Source organism: Streptomyces sp. NPDC034037, assembly GCF_055575715.1.
On record NZ_JBVISC010000001.1, the window covers coordinates 966,575 to 988,558 of the forward strand.

Sequence of the window (21,984 nt, forward strand, 5' to 3'; positions counted from 1 at the left end):
CCCAGCCGGCGCGCGCCGGTGGGAACCGGGTGGTCGCCGATCTCGTGTTCCAGGGTGGGGATCCACGCAAGATCGGGGCAAGGCCTGTGCGGATGCCCTTGCCTGTGGCAATACTTGCGGCCGTGCACTTCTTCCCGCGCCGGGCCCGGCCTGTGCGGCGCCGGGTGGAAGCAGCCGTCCGATGACCGAGGGGGAGGTCGAGGTCAGGTGACACATCCGCCGAACGGCGGCGCGGCCCCGCCGGGTCCGCCCGCGCCCACGGCACCCGCCGCCCCGGTGCCGCCGCAGGCGCCGGTCGCGGGGTCCGCCGCGGGGCGCCCGGAGTCGCGGCCCGGCGCGCCGCGCCGCACCGCCTGGGCCGAGGGCACCGACCGGTTGCGCGCCGCCGCGACCACGGAGCCGGGCCGGCTGCGGATCATCGGCGCCGTCCTCGCCCTGCTCGTCGTGGCGTTCGGCGCGGTCACCGCCTGGCAGATGACGGACCGCTCGGCCGCCGCGGACGACGTACTGCACCGCAGCCAGCCGCTGACCTCCGACGCGGCCGCCGTCTACCGCTCGCTGGCGGACGCCAACACCGCGGCGTCCAGCGGCTTCTTGGCGGGCGGCCAGGAACCGGCGGCCGTCCGCGACCGGTACGAGCGGGACATCGAGCGGGCCTCGCACAAGCTCGCGACGGCCGCGTCGAACGCGGGCCCCGACTCCTCCTCGGCCGCCGCCGTCGCCAAGCTGAACAAGCTGCTCCCCCAGTACACGGGCCTGATCGAGCGCGCCCGCGCGAACAACCGCCAGGGCCTGCCGCTCGGCGGCGCCTATCTGCGCTACGCCAACGACAAGATGCAGACGCAGATGCTCCCGGCCGCCGAGAAGCTCTACAAGGCGGAGAACGAACGGCTCGGTTCCGACTACGGCAAGGCCGAGCCCTACCCGTGGCCCGCCCTCGCCCTCGGCGTCCTCGCGCTCGCCGCCCTCCTCTGGGCGCAGCGCCGCAACTACCTCCGCACGAACCGCGTGTTCAACCACGGCCTGCTCGCCGCGAGCGCCGCCACCGCGGTCGTCCTGCTGTGGCTCGTCGCCGGCCACACCTTCGCGCGCTCCGGGCTCGACGACTCCTACGACCACGGCGTGCGGTCCCTGAACGTCCTCAACGACGCCCGCATCAGCTCCCTGAAGGCCCGCGGCGACGAGAACCTGACCCTGGTCAGCCGGGGCGCGGAGACCACCGAGGTGCGCGGCGAGGCCGAGGACAAGTTCGACGTCTCCTACCGCGCGCAGATGAAGCGGCTCGGCGGCGCGGACAGCGGCCTGCTCGGCGAGGCCGCCGACCTCGCCGACGACGCGGCCGGCGAGCGCCCGGTGGCCGAGGCCGCGAAGAACGTGGGCGTCTGGAAGGACCGCCACAAGGCCGCCCGCTCCAGCGACGACTCCGGTGACTACCAAGGAGCGCTCGACAAGGTCATAGGCGCCAAGGGCGACGCCCCGACCGGCGAGTGCTTCGACAACGTGGACGCGGCCCTGGACCGGGCCCTGGCGCACGAACAGCGCGAGTTCCAGCAGGCCGCCGAGGACGGCAGGGGCGCGATGACCGGGCTGCCGGTCGGCGCCGCCGTGCTCGCGGTCCTCGGCGCCGCGGGCGCCGTGCTCGGCATCGGCCGCAGGCTTTCGGAGTACCGGTGATGGGGTCAGAGGTGGAAGGGGGCACGCGGACGATGCGTACCCGACGCGGCACGGCCAGGCTGCGCGGCTGGGGCGGAGTCGGCGCCATGGGTCTGGCCTGCGCGCTGACGGGGACGCTCGTCCTGGCCCTCCCCGCGCACCACGGCGGGCGGACGGCGCCGGACGACGGCTCGGGCACCACGGTGGCCTCGCCCGCGCGGGCGGACGCCGACGACTGCAACGACCAGAGCCCGCGCCCCTCGGGCAAGGACGGCCCGACGATCGACGCCATCAAGAACCGCCCGGTCAAGAAGCTGATCGTCGGCGTCGACCAGAACAGCTACCGCTGGGGCTACCGCGACCCGAACAAGCAGGGCGGCGAGCTGGAAGGCTTCGACATCGACCTCGCGCGAAAGATCGCCGAGGAGATCTTCGGCGACCGCGACGCCGTCGTCTTCCGCGCCATCCCCACCAACCAGCGCATCCCCGCCATCGAGAGCGGCCAGGTCGACATGGTGGTGCGCACCATGACCGTCAACTGCGCGCGCCTGGAGCAGGTCGACTTCTCCACCGGGTACTTCGAGACGGGCCAGCAGGTCCTCGCCCCCAAGAAGTCCGACATCATGGGCTACGACGCGACGCTGAAGGGCAAGCGGGTCTGTTCGGCGGCGGGCTCCATCGCCCTGGAGGAGCTCAAGAAGAAGAGCTTCGGTGCCGACATCTCCACCACGGTGCCCAATCAGCTCGACTGCCTGGTGCGGCTCCAGCTCGGCGAGGTGGACGCCGTGGTGACCGACAGCGCGCTCGCCGCGGGCCAGGCCGCACAGGACCCGACGGTCGAGCTGAAGGGCGAGGAGCCGTTCACCACGGAGCACTACGGCGTGGCGATGAAGAAGGGCGCCGACGACCTGGTCCGCCGGGTCAACAAGGTCCTGGACGACTACCGCGAGGACGGCGGCTGGCAGAAGTCCTACGACAAGTGGCTGCGGGGCGGTCTCGGCGAGGTGGCGGGCCCGCCCGAGCCCGAGTACCGCGACTGACGCGGCCCGGAGCGGGCGACGGACCTGGTGGCACTGAAATTGCGGCAACGCAGAGCGGAGAGGTGATCGATGAGCGTCACGGAACCCCCCGGTCCGGTGATGGACCGGGACGAGGTGGACCGTGCGCTGGCGCGCCTCGACGCCGAGCACGAGGCGATCGAGACCTCGCTCCTCGCCCTCCAGGACCACGCCGGGCGGCGCCTCCTCGAAGGCGCCCGGCTCACCGGCGTCACCCAGGAGCGCTGGGTGGTCACCGAGCAGCGGATCACCCAGCTCTGGGCCTACTTCGACGCCTACGCCGGTGCCCTGCACGCCGCGCGCGAGCTGCGCGCCCGCAGACGCCGGCCGAGCCGCGAGGACCTCGCCGAACTGACGGAGCTGCTGCGCGGGCAGTCCGTGACCGTCGCGGGCGCCGACGCCGGTGGCACCTCCCCCTCGCTCGACGGCCCCGCCAAGCTCACCGAGCGCTTCACGCTCGAAGAGCTGGTGGCCCGCATGAACGACCTGTACGCGCGCTCCCTGGACATGGTCGTCGCCGCCGACGCCGTGTGGTCGGCGCTGCCCGCCCGCATCGACCTGCTCGCCGCCGAACTGGCCCGCACCCGCCAGCTCGCCCACTCGGTCGGCGTACGCCCCGGCGAGCACCCCGCCGGCGACGACCTGGAGCGCATCACCCGCGCCCTGACCGCCCTGCGCGAGCAGGTGGTGAGCGACCCGCTCGCCTTCTGGCGGCGCGCGGAGGGCAGTTCGGCGCCCGGTGGGGGCCGCCCGCACACCGACCGCTACGACCGCGAGGCGCGGGCCCTGGAGGACGTGCGCCGCGAGATCGAGGCGGTCCTCACCGTCCGCCAGGACGCGGAGGCCCGCCTCGGCAGGCTGCGCGACCTGCTCTCCCGCGCGGACCGCACCCTGGCGGAGGCCAGGAGCGCCCGCGGCGAGGTCCTCGCCAAGATCGCCGCGTCCGAGGTGCCCGCGGTCAGCGGACCGCCGACCGCCCTCCAGGAGCAGCTGGCACGGGCCGCCGACTACCGCAGGAACGCCCAGTGGCACCGCCTCTCGCCGCTCCTGGAGTCCCTGGAGGAGAAGGCCGAGGACGAACTGCTGCGCGCCCGCCAGTCGTTGACCGCCGTCACGGCTCCGCTCGCGGTCCGCGCGGAGCTGCGCGGCCGCCTGGACGCGTACAAGGCGAAGGTGACCCGGCTCGGGCACGCCGAGGACCCGCTGCTCGTCGAGCGGTACGACGCGGCGCGCCGCATGCTGTGGAGCGCGCCCTGCGACCTGCGCGTGGCGGAACAGGCGGTGCTGCGCTATCAGCGGGCGGTCGCCGAGGTGCTCGCAACGCCGCGGATCCCGCAGCAGGGCGGGACCGCCGACCGGAGGGAGGAAGCGTGAGCGAGCGGCAGTGCCGGCGGCCCGGCTGCACGGGGTCGTACGAGGATGTCGGCGGCGGCGAACTGTACTGCGACACCTGCGGTCTGGCCCCGGCGGTCACGGGGGACGGCACGGTGGGCTCACCGCCCACGGGCATCACGGGCGGCGACAAGGCGGCACGCGGCGCGGGCAGTTCGAGCGCCCGCTCGTCCCGCTCGTCCTCCCGCTCGTCCCGGGCGTCCGCGCGCTCCCAGTCGTCCCGCAGGTCGGTGTCGGGGCGGCTGTCGCGTTCCGCCTCGGGCCGCGCCACCTCCCGCTCGGTGTCGGTGCGCAGCTCGGGCTCGGCGGCCTCCGCCTCGGGGCGCGGACGGCTCGGCGTCGGCCTGGTCAGCGTGCCGGACGTGCCGCGCCCCGACCCGCGCGGCGCGGTCCTCGACGACCCCGAGGTGCCCGAGCGCAAGCGGTTCTGCTCCCGCTCGGACTGCGGCGCCCCGGTGGGGCGTGCGCGCGGGGAGCGGCCGGGCCGCACCGAGGGGTTCTGCACCAAGTGCGGCCACCCGTACTCCTTCGTGCCCAAGCTGGACCCCGGCGACATCGTGCACGGCCAGTACGAGGTCGTGGGCTGTCTCGCGCACGGCGGCCTCGGCTGGGTGTACCTCGCCGTGGACCGGGCGGTGTCCGACCGCTGGGTGGTCCTCAAGGGCCTGCTGGACACGGGCGACCAGGACGCGATGGCCGCCGCGATCTCCGAGCGCCGCTTCCTCGCCGAGATCGAGCACTCCAACATCGTGCGGATCTACAACTTCGTCGAGCACCTCGACCAGCGCACCGGCTCCATGGACGGCTACATCGTCATGGAGTACGTCGGCGGCAAGTCCCTGAAGGAGATCGCCAACGGCCGCCGCACGCCCGACGGGCGGCGCGATCCGCTGCCGGTCGAGCAGGCGTGCGCGTACGGCATCGAGGCGCTGGAGGCCCTCGGCCATCTGCACAGCCGCAATCTGCTGTACTGCGACTTCAAGGTGGACAACGCCATCCAGACCGAGGGCCAGCTCAAGCTCATCGACATGGGCGCGGTCCGCCGGATGGACGACGACGAATCCGCGATCTACGGCACGGTCGGCTACCAGGCGCCCGAAGTCGCCGAGGCGGGACCCTCGGTGGCCTCCGACCTCTACACGGTCGCGCGCACGCTCGCCGTCCTGACCTTCGACTTCCAGGGCTACACGAACGTGTTCGTGGACTGCCTGCCCGACCCCGACACCATCGAGGTCTTCCGTACGTACGAGTCGTTCTACCGGCTCCTGGTGCGCGCCACCGACCCCGACCCGGCCCGCCGCTTCGCCTCCGCGCAGGAGATGGCCGAGCAGCTCACGGGCGTCCTGCGGGAGGTCGTGGCGCTCCAGACGGGCACGCCGCGCCCCTCGCTGTCCACGCTCTTCGGGCCCGAGGTGAAGGTCACGGACACGGAGCTGTTCGCGGAGCTGTCCGGGGACGCGTCGCGGCTCGGGGCGCGCCCGCTGGCCCCCGCCGGGCCGGGGAGCCGGCGTGAGCCGCCGCCCGCGCCGCCCGCCGCGTCCGTACGGCCGCTGGACGCCGCCGCGACGGCGCTGGCGCTGCCGGTGCCGCACGTCGACCCGAACGACCCCAACGCCGGCTTCCTCGCCGGTCTTCTGGCGTCCGCGCCCGCCGAGCTGATCGCCGCGCTCGGGACGGCGCCCGCCGACTCCGTGGAGCTGCGGCTGCGCGGACTGTGGGCGCGGCTCGCCACGGGGGAGGCGGCGCTCGCCGCCGAGGCCCTCGCCGACCTGGAGCGACGGTATCCGGACGACTGGCGGGTGGTCTGGTACCGGGGCGTGGCCGCGCTGGCGGGCGGGGACTTCGAGAGCGCCGCGCTCTCCTTCGACGCGGTCTACGACGCGTTCCCCGGCGAGGCGGCGCCGAAGCTGGCGCTCGCCGTGTGCGCGGAGGTCCTCGGCCAGCCGGACAACGCCGCCGAGTACTACCGCCTGGTGTGGGCCACCGACCCCAGCTATGTCAGCGCCGCGTTCGGCCTGGCCCGGGTGCGGTTCGCCGCCGGCGACCGGGCGGGCGCGGTGCGCACCCTGGAGTCGGTGCCGGAGTCCTCCATCCACTACACCGCCGCCCGGGTCGCCGCCGTACGGGCGCGACTTCGCCGGCGCGTGGAGACGTCGTCGGCGTCGCCCGGTCCGGCGCTCCTGGACGATCTGACGGCCGCGGCCGGGGAGATCGAGGCGCTCGCGGGCTTCGGTCTCGACGCGGTGCGCAGGGAGCGCCTGTCGACCGAGGTACTGGGGACGGCGCTCGACTGGGTACTCTCCGGTGGGCACTCTGGTCACGTCTCCGCGTCACCGGCCACCACCGGCACGCGGACCGTGCTGCTCGGCAGCGATCTGGACGAGCGCGGTCTCCGGTTCGGTCTGGAGCGTTCGTACCGGACACTGGCCCGGCTCGCACAGGGTGGCGAGGAGAGGATCGAACTGGTGGAGCGGGCCAACCGTTTCCGCCCCAGGACGTGGGTGTGAGTGATGTCGCAGATGCCCCAACTGTCGGCCTGCCCCAGCTGCGAGGAGCCGCTGGAGCCGGGTGACCTGTTCTGCGGTGCGTGCGGGTACGACCTGTCGGCGCTGCCGGCACGTCCCACCACCGCCCCAGCAGCGGGTGCCCCGAACGGGCCCATCGCCGCCCCGGCGGAGCCCGCCACCGCTCCGAACGGGCCCAGCGCCGCCCCCGGGGGGCCTGCCGCCGCCCCGTCCGCGCCCGCCGCGCCCCTGGACAGGCCTGTCGCTGGCCCGAACGGGCCCATCGCCGCTCCAGACAGGCCCCTCGTGGCCCCGAACGAGCCCACCAACGCCCCGGACAAGCCCATCGCCACCCCGTCCGCGCCCATCGTGCCCCCGGACAGGCCCACCGCCGCGCCGGGCGGGCCCAAGGGCGCAGCGGACCAGCCCGGAGCCGGGGCGGACCAGCCCGGGGTCGCGGCCGATCGGCCCGAAGTCGGGGCTAACCAGCCCGAGGGCGCGGCAAATCGGCCCGAGGGCGGGGCGGACCGGCCCGCCGCGTGGCCGCTCGTGCCCGAGGCGGACGGTTCCGGGGCCCCGGCGCCCACCCATCTGTCCAGCGACGTGCCCGGCACCGACTCCACGGGTGGGGAGTTGACGGCCCCGCCGGGGAATCCGCCGGCCTCCGATGCCCCGGAGGCGGGCGCCGACCCGGCCGCCGGCGCCAAGCTCTGCGTGGCCTGCCGCTCGGGCCGCGTCGACCCCGACGGGTACTGCGAGAACTGCGGGCACGCCCAGCCGCGCGAGCGCGACCACATGGAGGAGGAGCTGGAGACGGTCGCCGCCGTCAGCGACCGGGGCCTGCGCCACCACCGCAACGAGGACGCCTTCGCGATCTCCGCGGCCGCGCTGCCCGACGGCTCCCCCGCCGTCGTCGCGATCGTCTGCGACGGCGTCTCCTCCGCGACCCGCCCCGACGAGGCCTCCCTCGCCGCCTCCCGCGCCGCGAGCGAGTCGCTCCTGGACTCCCTGCCGCGCGGCGTCCACCCGCAGCAGGGCATGCACGAGGCCATCCTGTCGGCCGCCGACGCCGTCAACGCGCTGGCCGCCGAAGCCACTTCCGCCCGCGAGCACACCCCGCACCAGAACGCGCCGGCCTGCACGCTGGTCGGCGCCGTCGTCGCCGGGAGCCTGCTCGTCGTCGGCTGGGTCGGCGACAGCCGCGCCTACTGGGTGCCCGACGACCGCAGCGGCCCCACCGTCCGCCTCACCGAGGACGACTCGTGGGCCGCGCAGATGGTCGCCGCGGGACTGATGAACGAGGCGGAGGCGTACGCCGACGAGCGCGCGCACGCCATCACCGGCTGGCTCGGCGCCGACGCCTACGAACTGGAGCCGCACACCGCTTCCTTCAAGCCGGACCGCGCCGGCGTGGTCGTGGTCTGCACGGACGGACTGTGGAACTACGCGGAAGCGGTCGAGGAGATGGCGCGGGCCGTGCCCGCCGACGCCGCCGAACGGCCCCTGCACAGCGCCCAGGTCCTGGTCGGCCACGCGCTGGACGGCGGGGGCCACGACAACGTAACAGTGGCGGTCGTCCCGTTCCCCCACGCGCCGCGAGGGGCAGGATCGGCCTAGCACCGTACGGGAGCCGGGGGGGCCGGCCGTGCGGACGCCGACAAGGTGTGAGGATCCGAGGATCTGAGGGGGAGCAGCATCCATGGCCATTTTCTCGAAGTCGAACGTGCCGCAGTTCTCGATCGACGTCTACCAGAACGAGTTCCTGCCCGAGGGCGGCCGCGAGGTCAACGCCATCGCGACGGTGACCTCCACCGGGGGCGGCACGATCGGCTCCGCGGTCGGCGCGCCGCACCTGTACAGCGCGGGGCACGGCCCGGACGCCGCCGTGGCGATCATGGTGGACTGCTCCGGTTCGATGGACTACCCACCGACGAAGATGCGGGGCGCGAGGGACGCCACGGCCGCCGCCGTCGACGCCGTGCGCGACGGGGTGCGCTTCGCGGTGATCGCCGGCACCCACGTCGCCACGGAGGTCTACCCGGGCAACGGCCGCCTCGCGGTGGCCGGTCCGGACACCCGTGAGCAGGCCAAGCAGGCGCTGCGCCGGCTCAGCGCGGGCGGCGGCACGGCGATCGGCACCTGGCTGCGGCTCGCGGACCGGCTGCTGGCCTCCGCCGACGTCGCCGCGTCCGCCGTGCGGCACGGCATCCTGCTCACCGACGGCCGCAACGAACACGAGTCGCCCGAGGCCCTGAAGGCCGCGCTGGATTCCTGCGCGGGCCGCTTCACCTGCGACGCCCGGGGCGTCGGCACGGACTGGGAGGTGAAGGAGGTCACGGGGATCGCCACCGCGCTGCTCGGCACCGCCGACATCGTCGCCGATCCGGCCGGGCTCCGCGCCGACTTCACGCGGATGATGGAGACGGCGATGGGCAAGGAGGTCGCCGACGTCAGCCTGCGGCTGTGGACGCCGATGGGCGTGGAGATCGCGTTCGTGAAGCAGGTGGCGCCCACCGTGGCGGACCTGACCCACCGCCGTACGGAGTCGGGCCCCCGCTCCGGGGACTACCCCACGGGGTCCTGGGGCGACGAGTCCCGCGACTACCACATCTGTGTCCGGGTGCCGGTGGCCGACCTCGGCCAGGAGATGCTCGCCGCCCGGGTCTCGCTGGTCGTGCCGCAGGGCGACGGCAGCGCACAGACGCTCTCGCAGGGGCTGGTGCGGGCGGTGTGGACGGACGACATGGCGGCCTCCACCTCGATCAATCCGCAGGTCGCGCACTACACGGGCCAGGCGGAACTGGCCCAGGTCATCCAGCAGGGACTCGACGCCCGCAAATCCGGGGACCTCGACGGGGCGACCGCCAAGCTCGGCCGCGCCGTGCAGCTCGCGGCCGCCTCGGGCAACGCGGATACCGCGAAACTGCTTTCGAAGGTGGTGGACGTGGTGGACGCCGCGGAAGGTACTGTTCGATTGAAGGCGAAGGTCGCCGAGGCCGACGAGATGACACTCGAGACGCGGTCGACGAAGACCGTTCGCGTGAAGAAGCAGACGTGACCGAGCGGTAGCGCGGCGCCCGGCGCCGCACACCACCAAGACGCAGTACGTACGGCCCTCGGGGCCGCAGAAGGAGAGGGGGAAGCGCCGACATGCCGACCTGCCCGAACGGACACCAGTCGGGTTCCGACGACTGGTGCGAGGTCTGCGGTCACCGCATGGCCGGTGCCGTACCGCCGCCTCCCCCGCCGCCGCCCGCGGCCGGGTACGGCTATCCGCCGCCGCCCCCGGGCCAGAACCAGGGGTTCCCGCCCCCGGGCCGGGACCAGGGCTTCCCGCCTCCCGGCCAGGACCAGGGCTTCCCGCGCTCCGGCCCCGGGCAGTCGCGTCCCGGCTCCGGGCCGGAACCGGACGCCGAGCCGGAGCTGTGCCCGCAGTGCCGCACGCCCCGCGAGGCGAACGCGCCGTTCTGCGAGGAGTGCCGCTGGAACTTCCTCACGAACACCGCGACCTCGTACACCCCGGCCGCGCCGATCCGGCCGCTGCCGAACACCCAGGGCGGTCCCGGCGCGCCCGCGCCGCGCCCCGCCCAGCCGTTCCAGCAGCAGCCCCCGCCCGGCGGCCACCCCGGACAGCCGGGGCAGCCCGGTCACCCCGGACAGCCCCGCCCGGGCCAGGACCCGTACGAGTACCAGGGCTCGCGCCCCTCGCAGATGAACCGGCCCGCCGAGCCGATCCCGCCGTTCGGCAACGGCAACGGCAACGGCGGTGACAGCGGTGAGGGCGGCCGGCAGCACCTGCCCGGCCAGGCCCCGCCGCCCGGCGCTCCCCAGGCGTTCCAGCAGGCCGGCCCGCCCGGCCCGCCCGCGCCGCCCGCGTTCCCCCGGGAGTCGGGCGCCCCGCAGGGCCCCCCTCCCCCGCCGCCCGGCAACGGCGGCCCGTCCTTCGGTGGTGGCGGCGACGACTGGGTGATCTCGCCGCCGTCGTCCCCGGCCCGGCCGCAGGAGCCGTTCCAGCGGCAGGACGTCTTCCAGCCGGTCCCGCCGCGCCAGCAGAATCCGCAGGGTCCGCAGGGCCAGCAGGGTCCGCAGGGTCCGCCCGAGCAGCAGGCCCAGCAGGTCCCGCAGCAGCAGGGCCAGCAGGGACCGACGCAGGCGCAGGCCCAGCAGGCGCCCCAGGCACCCCAGGCACCCCAGGCACCCCAGGGTCCCGGGACGTGGACGGCGACGATCGGTCCCGACCGCGAGTACTTCATGGCGATGATGCAGCGCAGCGGCCCCGAGGCGTCGGGCCTGAACCTGCCCGCGTACTCGCCGGAGCAGCGGCGTCCGCTGGCGGGCGACCAGATCTCCATCGGCCGCCGCCGCCACTCCACGGGCGACACCCCGGACATCGACCTGTCGGTGCCCCCGGAGGACCCGGGCGTCTCGCACCAGCACGCGATGCTCGTCCAGCAGCCGGACGGCAGCTGGGCGGTCGTGGACCAGAACTCCACGAACGGCACCACGGTCAACGGCGGCGAGGAGCCCATCCAGCCGTTCGTCCCCGTCCCGCTCCAGGACGGCGACCAGGTGCACGTGGGCGCCTGGACGACGATCACGATCCGCCGCGACTGAGCCCGCGCGGGCGGGCGGTCACAGCGGCCAGGCGTACGGCCCTTCGGGGTCGTCCAGCCAGGCCCACTCGTACCGCCCGCGCACGCTGACCCCGAAGCGCTCGCGCACCGGCCGGCCCTCGCGCCGCCACAGCGCGAGGGCCTCGTGCGGGTCGAGGGTGTCCGCGGTCAGCTCCAGCAGGAAACGGAACAGCTCGTTCTGCACGGCCCCGCGCGGCAGCCCCCCGAGGTGGGGCTCCTGCGGGGTGCGCACGCCGGCGCCGCGCAGCGGCACGAAGTAGGCGGGCGTGTGCAGGAAGCGCCCCTCGGCGTGCCCGTCCTCCCCGGGCTCCCGCACGGTCAGCGCGATCAGGCCGGTCGCCAGCGGCGCGAGGATCCGGGCGCCCGGGACGCACTGGGCGAGCCAGCGCCGGGGCACCGAGGTCAGGGTGCAGGTCACGATGATCCGGTCGTAGGGCGCGCGCTCGGGGCAGCCGGCCGCCCCGTCGCCGGTCACCACGGCCGGGCGGTGTCCGGCGGCCGCCAGGTGCCGCCGCGCGGACTCGGTGATCTCCGGGTCCAGGTCGACGGTCGTGACCCGGGCGTCGCCGAGCCGGTGGGCGAGCAGGGCCGCGTTGTAGCCCGTCCCGGCGCCGATCTCCAGGACGCGGTTCCCCTCCCGGACGTCCAGCTCGGCCAGCATCTTCGCCATCAGGGACGGCTGGCTGCTGGACGAGAGCAGCTCCCCGTCGCGTACGCGGGTCGCGAGCGGGGTGTCGGCGTAGGCCCCGCGCAGCCAGCGGGCGCGGCGCCCGGCGTCGGGGTCCTCGCCCCACAGCCGCTCGAAGCCGGCGCCCGCGCCGACGTAGTAGTAGGGCACGAACAGGTGGCGCGGCACGGCCTCGAACGCCGCCCGCCAGGCGGGGTCGTCCCGCCAGACCCCGCTCGCCGCGATCTCGCGCACGAGGGCGGTGCGGAGCTCGGCCACGCGTGCGGGATCGGGTTCCATGAGTCCACTGTGCTGCGTGGGCGCCGCCGATGCGAGTGGCCGGGGCCCGGGGTCGCGGCCGGCGGCGGGCGATGGTCCTAAGCCCTCCGTACTCGGCCGGGCCGTCTGAGACCATGGACGGTGTGAAAGAGATCCCACGCGGCACGCTTCAGGAGCAGACCTTCTACGAACAGGTCGGCGGCGAGGAGACCTTCCGGCGCCTGGTGCACCTCTTCTACCAGGGGGTCGCGGAGGACCCGCTGCTGCGGCCGATGTACCCGGAGGAGGACCTCGGCCCGGCCGAGGAGCGGCTCGCGCTGTTCCTGATGCAGTACTGGGGCGGCCCGCGCACCTACAGCGACCACCGCGGTCATCCGCGTCTGCGCATGCGGCACGCGCCGTTCACCGTGGACCGGGCGGCGCACGACGCCTGGCTGCGGCACATGCGCGCGGCGGTCGACGAGCTGGGCCTGTCCGAGGAGCACGAGCGGGTGCTGTGGAACTATCTGACGTACGCGGCGGCGTCGATGGTGAACTCCGAGGGCTGAGCCCAGCCCCGCCCCCGAGGCCGGCGCTCCACGGCTATGGGCGCGGCGCGGCCGTCACGCGGCTCGCCGTCCCCGGGGCCGGGACCGCTCACGGCGGGCCCGTGCCTCGAGGTCGGCCGCCGCGAGCGGCCAGGCGCCGTGGTCGAAGGTGAACCCGGCGTCCGTCAGCCGCCCGGGCACCACCCGCCGGCTCTTGAGGAGGAGTTCGGTGTCGGAGCGCAGGACGAAGGCGCCGATCCCGGCCATCCACCGCGTGGCGGGCAGCCCGACCGGCATGCCCTGGGCGCCGCGCAGCGTCCGCATGAACTCCCGCTGCGGCAGCGGCGCGGGAGCCGCGAGATTGACCGCCCCGGCGATGTCGTCCCGGCCGATCAGGAACTCCACGGCGCGGACGAAGTCGCGGTCGTGGATCCAGGAGATGTACTGGGCGCCGCCCGCGACCGGCCCGCCGAGGCCGAGCCGTACCAGCCACCGCAGGTAGTCGAAGACGCCGCCGCGGTCCGGGCTCATCACCATCGCCGACCGCAGGGCCACCTTGCGGGTCGCCGGCGTCACGGCCCGCTCCTGCTCGCGCTCCCAGTTCCGCGCGATGTCGACGCTGTAGGCCCAGTAACCGGGGACATCGGGCTCCTGGCCGCCGATCACGCCGGTGGCCTCGTCGTTCGGGGCGTCGAACCGGTGGGCGTAGAGGGTGGCGGTACTCATCTGGAGCCAGACCCGGGGCGGCTTGTGGGCGGCGGCGATCGCCTCGCCCACGACGCGTGCGGAGTCCACCCGCGAGTCCATCATGGCCCGCAGGTTCTCGTCGGTGTAGCGGCAACTGACGCTGCGGCCCGCGAGGTTGATCACGACGTCGCTGCCGTCGACCGCCTCCGCCCAGGGCCCGAGCGTCCGGCCGTCCCAGCGGACCTCGCCGGCCCGCGCCGGGTTTCTGGTCAGCACCACGACCTCATGGCCCGCGCCGGTCAGCGCGCGGCGCAGCACGCCCCCCACCTGCCCGGTGCCTCCTGGCAGCACGATCTTCACTGGCCGGCCCTCCCCGTGACGTCGGACGTCCCGTGGTGAGCGTACGGCCCGCCCCGCCGGGCACGGAGGGCGGCCCGACCTGGCGGCGCCGGCGGGCGGCGCGTCGGACCGTGACCCGTCCCGAGGACGGGCCTGCGGTCACTGCCGTGCGAACGGCCGCCTACGCGGGCGTGACCGAGAGCCCGCCGACCCCCGCGCGCCGCACCGCGACGGACCCGTAGGCCGTACGCAGCCGCAGCCACGCCCCCGAGGAGAGCAGGGTCAGCGTGTCGCCGCGCAGGAAGCCGAGCGACTGCGCGGCGTGCGCGGCCCGCACCGGCAGCGGTGTCCCGGCGACGGTCCGGGACCAGATCTCCCGCCCCACCCGGTCCAGCTCGGCCCGCACCCGCCGCTCGGCGGGCAACTCCTCGACGCGGGCCTTGAATTCGGTGACCGCCGCCGTCACCAGAGCGCGCACCGCGCCCATCACGGGCAGCTCGGTCTCCTGTCGCCAGCCGCCCCTCGGCGGCAGCACGCCCGCCCACGGCGGCCCGGTGACGGCGCCCGGCACGGCGGCGACGCCCTCGGAGCCCGCCGCGCCCCCCACGGACTCCAGGAACTCACCGGCGGAGACGGTGACGTCGAGGGTGGCGGTGGGCCCGTCCTCGTACGGCTTCGCGAGCCGCGCGGTGCGGATGGCGAGCACGTCGAACGACGGCGGCCGCCCGAACACGGCGAGCGTGTCCCCGGCGGCCTGGAGCCGGACCGCGGCCGCCTTGTCGTAGTGGACGAGGCGGGCCAGGAAGGCGGCGAGGTCCGCCGCCTCCCCGGCATCGGCGAAGTGCAGCCGCGCGCTCATGCGCCGAGCGCCCCCGAACCGCCGTCGGCGGAGTCGTCGACGTACTCCTGGAGGAACTCCCGCTCCTCGGCGGAGATCCGGCGGGGCCGCTGCGCCTGGAGGTCGAAGGGCACGACCACGGTCGAGGCCCGCACATACACCTGGTCCGCGTCCTTGATCTCGTAGGCGATGGTCAGCGACGCCGCACCGATCTTCGTCACCCACGACTCGACGGTGACCGGCTCGTGCCGGTGCACCAACGGCCGTACGTAGTCGATCTCGTGGCGGGCCACGACCGATCCGCCCGAGAACGACGGGGACCCGTCACCGGGCGCCAGCCGGAACATGAAGTCGATGCGCGCCTCTTCCAGATACCGCAGGAAGACCACGTTGTTGACGTGCCCGAAGGCATCCATGTCCGACCAGCGCAACGGGCACTGGTATATGTGTCGAGCCACCGCCGCCTCAGCCCCGGGTCAGCTTCTTGTAGGTGGCGCGGTGCGGACGGGCCGCGTCCGGGCCGAGGCGCTCGACCTTGTTCTTCTCGTACGCCTCGAAGTTGCCCTCGAACCAGAACCACTTGGAGTCGCCCTCGTACGCCAGGATGTGCGTGGCGACGCGGTCGAGGAACCAGCGGTCGTGGGAGACGACCACGGCCGCGCCCGGGAACTCCAGGAGCGCGTTCTCCAGGGAGGACAGGGTCTCCACGTCGAGGTCGTTGGTCGGCTCGTCGAGGAGGAGCAGGTTGCCGCCCTGCTTGAGGGTGAGCGCGAGGTTCAGCCGGTTGCGCTCACCACCGGAGAGCACGCCCGCGGGCTTCTGCTGGTCCGGGCCCTTGAAGCCGAAGGCGGACACGTACGCGCGGCTCGGCATCTCGACCTGGCCGACGTTGATGTAGTCCAGCTCGTCCGAGACGACCGCCCACAGCGTCTTCTTGGGGTCGATGTTGGCGCGGCTCTGGTCGACGTAGGAGATCTTGACCGTGTCGCCGACCTTGATGGAACCGGAGTCCGGCTCCTCCAGGCCCTGGATCATCTTGAACAGCGTGGTCTTGCCGGCGCCGTTCGGGCCGATGACACCGACGATGCCGTTGCGCGGCAGGGTGAAGCTGAGGTCTTCGATGAGGACCTTGTCGCCGAAGGCCTTCGACAGCTTGTCGACCTCCACGACGATGTTGCCCAGGCGCGGGCCCGGCGGGATCTGGATCTCCTCGAAGTCCAGCTTCCGCATCTTGTCCGCCTCGGCGGCCATCTCCTCGTAACGGGCGAGGCGCGCCTTGGACTTGGCCTGGCGCCCCTTGGCGTTGGAGCGCACCCACTCCAGCTCCTCCTTGAGGCGCTTGGCGCGCTTGGCGTCCTTCTGCCCCTCGACCTTGAGGCGGGTCTGCTTGGTCTCCAGGTACGTGGAGTAGTTGCCCTCGTAGCCGATGGCGCGGCCGCGGTCGAGCTCCAGGATCCAGCCCGCGACGTTGTCGAGGAAGTACCGGTCGTGGGTGACGGCGACGACGGTGCCGGGGTATTTGGCGAGGTGCTGCTCCAGCCACTGCACGGACTCGGCGTCCAGGTGGTTGGTGGGCTCGTCGAGGAGCAGCAGGTCGGGGGCTTCGAGGAGCAGCTTGCAGAGCGCGACGCGGCGCTTCTCGCCACCGGAGAGGTTGGTGACGGGCCAGTCGCCGGGCGGGCAGCCGAGCGCGTCCATGGCCTGCTCGAGCTGGGCGTCGAGGTCCCAGGCGTTGGCGTGGTCCAGGTCCTCCTGGAGCTTGCCCATCTCCTCCATCAGCGCGTCGGAGTAGTCGGTGGCCATCAGCTCGGCGACCTCGTTGAAGCGCCGCAGCTTGCCCATGACCTCCTTCGCGCCGTCCTGCACGTTCTCCAGGACGGTCTTGGACTCGTCCAGGGGCGGCTCCTGGAGGAGCATGCCGACGGTGTAACCGGGCGAGAGGAAGGCATCGCCGTTGGAGGGCTGCTCGATGCCCGCCATGATCTTGAGCACCGTGGACTTACCGGCGCCGTTGGGGCCCACGACACCGATCTTCGCGCCAGGAAGGAAGCTCAAGGTGACATCGTCGAGGATCACCTTGTCGCCGTGCGCCTTGCGCGTCTTGCGCATGGTGTAGATGTACTCAGCCAAGAGAAACCGTCCGGCAATCGATGAGTGGGCAGATACACCCCATCTTGCCTGACGGCCACCCCTCGGAGGAAACGCGTATGCGGCGGGGGCACTGACCTGGGGGTTCTCTGTCTGCCGGCTGGTCCCAGCCTGTCACTGTCGGTCACCGCCGGTCGGCGTTGGTCGCCCTCGCACGGCCCAGGGACGGCCCGGCCCGAGGGTGCCGCGCCCCCCCACCAGGCTGAGCTACGGTGCGGCCGTGACCAGCACATCGGAGGGCCCTCTCCTCTTCCTCGACGTCGATGGGCCTCTGATCCCGTTCGGGTCGTCGACCGGTCGGCAGGAGATCTCTGACGGGTACGTCCCGACACCTCTCGATCAGGGGAACCCGTTGCTGGCCCGGCTCGACCCCGGGATCGGGGCGCGTCTCATGGCACTGGGCTGTCGGCTCGTGTGGGCGACCACGTGGACGGAGGAGGCGAACGAGATCGTCGCCCCGCGCATCGGACTACCGAGATTGCCCGTGGTGGCGTGGCCGGACACAGGCACCGATCAAGGCCCACGAGGCCTGCACTGGAAAACGCGCCCCCTTGTCGAGTGGGCCAACGGACGGCCATTCATCTGGGTCGACGATGAGATCAGCGGAATGGATCGTCAGTGGGTCGCCGCCTGCCACCCCGGGCCGTCGCTGCTTCATCAGGTCGACCCCGCCAAGGGCCTTCGCGATGCCGACTTCTCGGCGATCACCGAATGGCTCGACGCCGTCGCGCCGGGGCGAGCACCGCGCCAGGAGGCGCCAACCCTGGACGGCGGAACTACTGACCTTTGCGGCGTGATGTCGTTGGGGGCTGACGATGTGTGGTCGTTGCGTATGCCGGTTGTGTGAGATATCCGCAAGGTGGGCTGACGCCTGAACGGCAGGCGTTTCGCGAGCGGCTCCGGCTGGTGGCCGCGGAGCGCTTCGCGGCGGGTGCCTGCAACGCCGAGATCGCCAAGGACTTACGGGTGAGTGTGCGCTCGGTGCAGCGCTGGTACCGAGCCTGGCGCGACGCCGGCACCGAGGGGCTGCGGTCTGCCGGGCCGGTGTCACGACACGTACTGGCGTTCAGGTTGCGATAGGTAGCACCGCCGCCATGTGCATCGTCGCCTTTCCGTCGCTGCGGCTTGCTGCCGGCCAGTTCGGACCTCGATCTTTCGCCAACTCACTGCGGAGCCTCAGCTGCAGCCATATTCTGCTGCTGTCTGAACCCGATTGAGCACGGGCGTACCGGGTCGTTCATAGGGAGAGGGGTGTGCCTGCCCTCGCCGCATGGCCGGTACGCCGCTGGTGAAGCACTCACGTCGACTTCTCTTCGAGGAGACCCATATGCCCGACGTCGATCTCGGCTTAGCGACAGACGCAACCACTGGCGACCGCAACGGCCGCGTCAAGCTGACCCAGAACCGGGTCCGCCCGACCTCGCCGCAGAAGGACACGCTCATCAGCTCGCCCAACAGCGTCGAGTTGCGCGTGAACACGAACGAGGACACGACCATGGACGTGGCCAGGATCTTCTTCACGACCTACTGGGGAGACGAGAAGAAGATCATCGGAGTACTCGACTCCCTCGGCAACCTGCGCATCGCGGGCAAACTGATGCAGGACCAGACGAACCTGGGTTACGCAGACTAGGCGGCATCGGTCCCTGCCCGCCTGGACCGGACCTTTGCCCGCACCTTTCACGGCTGGCACACCAACAGATGGATCGCCCACTTCACCCCCTCTTCGAGGAGACCCGCATGCCCGACATCGATCTCGGCTTGGCAACGGACTGGGACAAAGGCGACACCCACGGGCGCGTCAAGCTGATCCAGAACCAGTTCTACCCGAACTCGCCGAAGAAGGACGTGCTCGTCAGCTCGCCCCACAGCGTAGAGATCTGCGTGAACGCGAGCCAGAGCACTTCGCAGGAAGCAGCCAAGGTCTACTTCACGACCTACTGGGGAGGCCAGAAGAAGATCGTCGGAGTACTCGACGCTCAAGGCAACTTGCGCATTGCGGGCAAAGTCATGCAGGACCAGGCGAACCTGCGCTACAACGACCCTCTCAGGTGACGTCGGTCCCTTGCCCGTGCAGGGCCGAACCTTCGCCCGCGCTTTTTCACGGCCAGTACGTCGGCATCGTTACATGAATTGCTCACTTCGACTGCTCATCGAGGAGACCCGCATGCCTGACATCGATCTCGGCCTGGCGTCAGACTGGGACGACGGCGACCCTCACGGCCGCGTCAAGCTGTCCCAGAACCAGGTTTTCCCGACCTCGGCGAAGAAGGACGTAGTGGTCGGTTCGCCCAACAGCATCGAGATCTGCGTGGACACGAACCTGATCCCCACGCACGAAACGGCCAAGATCTTCTTCACCGCCTACCAGGGGACGCAGAAGAAGATCATCGGAGTGCTGGACTCTGATGGCAACCTGCGCATCGCGGGCAAGGTGATCCCGGGCCAGACCAATCTGGGTTACAAGTAGCCGACACCCTCCCCTGCTGATTGCGACTCAGGTACTTGCCTCATGGCCCATGCAGGCCGCTGGGCCACAACGCATACAGGCGCAAACTGGAACGCCTGGTTTCTTAAGTAAAAAGGGTCTCCGTGAGACCCCATGACTGCGTCCGCTGCCAAGGGCCCTGACCTGCCATAACGCCAGGCCAGGGCCCTTCAATCAGTACTGACGTTGTCGGCGTGGTGTGCCGTCAAGGTGAGCCCGGTTTCGGCGAAGCAACCGTTGATGAGGTTGCTGCGGTACTGAATCTGGCGGAGACCACGTTGAAGCGTGCTGATGAGGTGATCGGGATTGGTAAAGGCGGTGCTGGCCTGGCTGCTGCGTCGCAGCAGTGACCAGATGCCCTCCACGGGGTTGAGGTCGGGTGCGTAGGCCGGCAGGAAGTAGCAGGTGATCCAGTCGTGGGTGTCAACGAACTTCCGTAACCGGCGATCCTTGTGAACATTGAGGTTGTCCCACACGAGCACAATGGGTGCGCCGAGCTGCCGGTGTGCGGCGATGAGCAGGTCGCGGTAGTCGGTCCAGGTAAAGCTGCGTCTTCCGCCGCGCTTGTGGTCGGCGTGGCGCTTGGGCCGATAGATCAGTCGTGAGCGTTCGCCGTGCTTGTAGCAGGTCAGAGCAGCGATGGAGAAGCGGCGCTGGGAGCGTCCCCGGACCCGGACGAGGGGCGTGTGTCCGCGCCGGGCCCAGGTCCGTGCGGTGGGCGGCGTCATCGAGAAGCCAGCTTCGTCCTCGAAGCACAGCCAGGCGTCGAGCGCCGCCACGGACATTCCACCTGCGACCACGTCTCCTTCACCCAGCCCGCGACAGCCTCCTCGTTGCGCTCCATCGCTCGGCGGGCCGGGACCTGGTGGCTGAAACCATGCCTGTGCAGCATCTGCGCGATTGCGGACGGCGTCATGCTCTTGTGGAACCTGCGCCCGATCAACGTCTTAATCCGTGCCAGCGTCCACGTCTGGTCCGACCAGCCGTGCGCGACCGGCCCCTTGGCGAGCTCCTGCTCAAGCACGGTGAACAGGGCCTCACTCAACTTGGGCCGTGACACCGGCCCGGCAGACCGCAGCCCCTCGGTGCCGGCGTCGCGCCAGGCTCGGTACCAGCGCTGCACCGAGCGCACACTCACCCGTAAGTCCTTGGCGATCTCGGCGTTGCAGGCACCCGCCGCGAAGCGCTCCGCGGCCACCAGCCGGAGCCGCTCGCGAAACGCCTGCCGTTCAGGCGTCAGCCCACCTTGCGGATATCTCACACAACCGGCATACCGCAACGACCACACATCGTCAGCCCCCAACGACATCACGCCGCAAAGGTCAGTAACGGCTGATCGGAATCTCGTAGACGATTTCGCAGTGAGCCGCGGGCACCACGATGTCCGCTGTTTCTACGGGCCGACCCTCGTTGCTGTAGTACGTCCGCCGGATGTGCGTGACGAGCGCGGCTTTCTGGATGCCGAGCAGTGACGCCTCCTCGACAGTCGCTTGCCTGGGCTCGGGCCTTTCCACGGCATGGGTGACCGTGACACCGATCGCGGCCATGCGGTTCACGACGCCCGCTCCCGCGTGCGGGCCTCCCTCCGGGAGGACGACGAGAGTGCCGGCGGTGAGGTCGTACGGCTCCCAACTCGTCGACAATTGCACTGGCCTGCCGTCCGCCAGGAACTCGTATGCGGTCCGCACGCACAGCGCACCCTCGTCGATCCCCAGGCGAGCCGCGATGTCTGAGGGAGCCGGCACCTTGGCGTCCGTCCGGCTCTCCCAATCCCCTTGCCTGCCCACGGCCTGCATATCGGCCCTGAAGGGCGACCTGTTCGGCTGCTCGCGCGCCGACGACCGCACCACCCGCACTCGCTCCCGGGGTTCGGCGACGTAGGTACCCGACCCGGCGCGGCCCTCCAGCACACCTTGGGAGATCAGCAGCTCCTGCGCCCGGCGGACCACGTTCTCGCCCACGCCGCACTCCTGGCCGATCTGGGCGCGGGAGGGCAGGCGGTCTCCCGGCTCCCACACGCGCTCAGCGATCCGCCGCCGGAGTTCGTCGGCGACGCGGAGATAGGGCGGCTGCTCAGACATATGGAAAATCTAGTCCACTAGCTCTAATCTAGTTAACTAGCTTTACTCAACGTAATCGCTGGGGACGGAGGCTGCCCTGTGCCCGCTTCGGGAGTCAGCGCGGCGGCCATCGCCGCCCGGTTGTCCGCGCTCGGATTTCTCGCGCGAGTGGAGGAACACCCCCGGCACACGTCGGTGGAAGCAGAGGTGCCGGAATCGCTCTCCGCCGAGTCATGGCGGGAGGTCCTGCACGTGGTGGCCGAGGCTGACCGATTCGGGCTCCTCGCCACCAGCTTGAACGGCCGCACCTTATGGGCGGTCGTACGCAAAGCGGCCCCTACGACGGGCGACGTCGGGGGACCGAGCCATCAGCGATAGGAGCTGAACAGCGTGCTCAACCGTATCCGCCGCGCCTTCTCCCTCATCAGAGAGCGTCACTTGCGCAGAGGCAGGCACCGCCGCACCTTAACGACCTCCGGGCCTTCGGTCGCCCCCATCTCCTCCCTGTCTTCGCACGGGACGACGGGCGCCTGCCGGCGTGCCTCCGACATCGTGGGCCGCGGACAGACCCTCAGGGGTGAGGACATCACGCTCGTCCGCCCGTACCTGCTGGCCTGGGAGAGGCGCGTGAGGACACGCGAAGTGGTCGTCGCTCCGTATCTGCCGGCCGACGCGTGGTCGGCCCTGATGGGGGCCCACTGATGCCTTCC

The 21,984-nt window shown here is 72.0% G+C and carries 20 protein-coding genes and 1 pseudogene; 14 read left to right on the forward strand and 7 right to left on the reverse strand.

Going from position 1 to position 21,984, the window contains the following annotated elements:
* Window positions 1–207: 207 nt before the first annotated feature.
* The 7 genes from ACZ516_RS04335 to ACZ516_RS04365 all read left to right on the forward strand — a co-directional run bounded on the left by ACZ516_RS04335 (window position 208) and on the right by ACZ516_RS04365 (window position 11,221).
* Entirely contained in the window at window positions 208–1,674 is a 1,467-nt protein-coding gene (locus ACZ516_RS04335) for a hypothetical protein (RefSeq protein WP_469008392.1), read from the forward strand.
* Between the two features lie 32 nt (window positions 1,675–1,706).
* The gene (locus tag ACZ516_RS04340; protein WP_469008394.1) at window positions 1,707–2,693 is read left to right on the forward strand and encodes a glutamate ABC transporter substrate-binding protein; all 987 of its coding nucleotides are present in this window, start codon (window positions 1,707–1,709) and stop codon (window positions 2,691–2,693) included.
* A gap of 69 nt (window positions 2,694–2,762) precedes the next feature.
* Window positions 2,763–4,085, forward strand: a complete 1,323-nt coding sequence (locus ACZ516_RS04345; RefSeq protein WP_469008395.1) for a coiled-coil domain-containing protein — start codon at window positions 2,763–2,765, stop codon at window positions 4,083–4,085.
* Window positions 4,082–6,610 carry a serine/threonine-protein kinase gene (locus ACZ516_RS04350; protein WP_469008396.1) on the forward strand — a complete coding sequence of 843 codons (2,529 nt, stop codon included), beginning with the start codon at window positions 4,082–4,084 and terminating at the stop codon, window positions 6,608–6,610. Before ACZ516_RS04345 ends, ACZ516_RS04350 begins: the two co-directional genes overlap by 4 nt.
* Window positions 6,611–6,613: 3 nt before the next feature.
* Window positions 6,614–8,224 carry a PP2C family serine/threonine-protein phosphatase gene (locus tag ACZ516_RS04355; protein ID WP_469008398.1) on the forward strand — a complete coding sequence of 537 codons (1,611 nt, stop codon included), beginning with the start codon at window positions 6,614–6,616 and terminating at the stop codon, window positions 8,222–8,224.
* Between the two features lie 82 nt (window positions 8,225–8,306).
* Entirely contained in the window at window positions 8,307–9,665 is a 1,359-nt protein-coding gene (locus ACZ516_RS04360; RefSeq protein WP_358587681.1) for a vWA domain-containing protein, read from the forward strand.
* 92 nt (window positions 9,666–9,757) lie between these two features.
* A complete protein-coding gene (locus ACZ516_RS04365; protein ID WP_469008399.1) occupies window positions 9,758–11,221 on the forward strand; it encodes an FHA domain-containing protein in 1,464 nt (487 codons plus the stop codon).
* Between the two features lie 18 nt (window positions 11,222–11,239).
* On the opposite strand, the gene ACZ516_RS04370 is transcribed toward ACZ516_RS04365, so the two are convergent.
* On the reverse strand, window positions 11,240–12,208 hold the full coding sequence (locus ACZ516_RS04370) for a methyltransferase domain-containing protein (RefSeq protein ID WP_469008401.1): 969 nt from the start codon (window positions 12,206–12,208) through the stop codon (window positions 11,240–11,242).
* Window positions 12,209–12,321: 113 nt separating this feature from the next.
* Between ACZ516_RS04370 and ACZ516_RS04375 the strand changes: the two genes are divergently transcribed.
* Window positions 12,322–12,735: a globin gene (locus tag ACZ516_RS04375; RefSeq protein ID WP_358587688.1), complete on the forward strand. Its 414-nt coding sequence runs from the start codon at window positions 12,322–12,324 to the stop codon at window positions 12,733–12,735.
* Between the two features lie 54 nt (window positions 12,736–12,789).
* On the opposite strand, the gene ACZ516_RS04380 is transcribed toward ACZ516_RS04375, so the two are convergent.
* From ACZ516_RS04380 to ettA, 4 genes are all read right to left on the reverse strand, one after another.
* A complete protein-coding gene (locus ACZ516_RS04380; protein WP_469008403.1) occupies window positions 12,790–13,761 on the reverse strand; it encodes an epimerase in 972 nt (323 codons plus the stop codon).
* A 160-nt stretch (window positions 13,762–13,921) separates the two neighbouring features.
* Window positions 13,922–14,599: a DUF8010 domain-containing protein gene (locus ACZ516_RS04385; RefSeq protein WP_469008404.1), complete on the reverse strand. Its 678-nt coding sequence runs from the start codon at window positions 14,597–14,599 to the stop codon at window positions 13,922–13,924.
* Window positions 14,596–15,036, reverse strand: a complete 441-nt coding sequence (locus ACZ516_RS04390) for an acyl-CoA thioesterase (protein ID WP_358587692.1) — start codon at window positions 15,034–15,036, stop codon at window positions 14,596–14,598. The genes ACZ516_RS04385 and ACZ516_RS04390 overlap by 4 nt, the downstream gene beginning before the upstream one ends.
* A 7-nt stretch (window positions 15,037–15,043) precedes the next feature.
* On the reverse strand, window positions 15,044–16,708 hold the full coding sequence (gene ettA, locus ACZ516_RS04395) for an energy-dependent translational throttle protein EttA (protein WP_358587694.1): 1,665 nt from the start codon (window positions 16,706–16,708) through the stop codon (window positions 15,044–15,046).
* Window positions 16,709–16,946: 238 nt separating this feature from the next.
* Between ettA and ACZ516_RS04400 the strand changes: the two genes are divergently transcribed.
* From ACZ516_RS04400 to ACZ516_RS04420, 5 genes and pseudogenes are all read left to right on the forward strand, one after another.
* Window positions 16,947–17,573, forward strand: coding sequence for an HAD domain-containing protein (locus ACZ516_RS04400; RefSeq protein ID WP_469008406.1), 627 nt, complete (start codon window positions 16,947–16,949; stop codon window positions 17,571–17,573).
* Window positions 17,570–17,776, forward strand: a pseudogene (locus ACZ516_RS04405) (helix-turn-helix domain-containing protein); the annotation flags it as partial. The gene ACZ516_RS04400 and the pseudogene ACZ516_RS04405, both read left to right, overlap by 4 nt.
* Before the next feature lie 277 nt (window positions 17,777–18,053).
* Window positions 18,054–18,359 (forward strand): DUF6342 family protein, encoded by a 306-nt coding sequence (locus ACZ516_RS04410; protein ID WP_469008408.1) that lies wholly within the window; start codon window positions 18,054–18,056, stop codon window positions 18,357–18,359.
* A 107-nt stretch (window positions 18,360–18,466) separates the two neighbouring features.
* Window positions 18,467–18,781 carry a DUF6342 family protein gene (locus ACZ516_RS04415; protein WP_469008410.1) on the forward strand — a complete coding sequence of 105 codons (315 nt, stop codon included), beginning with the start codon at window positions 18,467–18,469 and terminating at the stop codon, window positions 18,779–18,781.
* Between the two features lie 112 nt (window positions 18,782–18,893).
* Window positions 18,894–19,196 carry a DUF6342 family protein gene (locus tag ACZ516_RS04420; protein ID WP_469008411.1) on the forward strand — a complete coding sequence of 101 codons (303 nt, stop codon included), beginning with the start codon at window positions 18,894–18,896 and terminating at the stop codon, window positions 19,194–19,196.
* Between the two features lie 188 nt (window positions 19,197–19,384).
* Here the strand turns inward: ACZ516_RS04420 and ACZ516_RS04425 are convergent.
* Window positions 19,385–20,475 (reverse strand): IS630 family transposase gene (locus ACZ516_RS04425; RefSeq protein ID WP_469008413.1). Its coding sequence is split into 2 segments (ribosomal slippage): window positions 19,385–20,017 and window positions 20,020–20,475, totalling 1,089 coding nucleotides; the frame shifts between segments, so codons are not numbered across the junction.
* Window positions 20,476–20,536: 61 nt separating this feature from the next.
* Window positions 20,537–21,295, reverse strand: a complete 759-nt coding sequence (locus ACZ516_RS04430; RefSeq protein WP_469008415.1) for a GntR family transcriptional regulator — start codon at window positions 21,293–21,295, stop codon at window positions 20,537–20,539.
* A gap of 78 nt (window positions 21,296–21,373) precedes the next feature.
* On the opposite strand from ACZ516_RS04430, the gene ACZ516_RS04435 reads away from it, so the two are divergent.
* The gene (locus tag ACZ516_RS04435; protein ID WP_469008417.1) at window positions 21,374–21,652 is read left to right on the forward strand and encodes a hypothetical protein; all 279 of its coding nucleotides are present in this window, start codon (window positions 21,374–21,376) and stop codon (window positions 21,650–21,652) included.
* The last annotated feature ends 332 nt before the right edge of the window (window positions 21,653–21,984 follow it).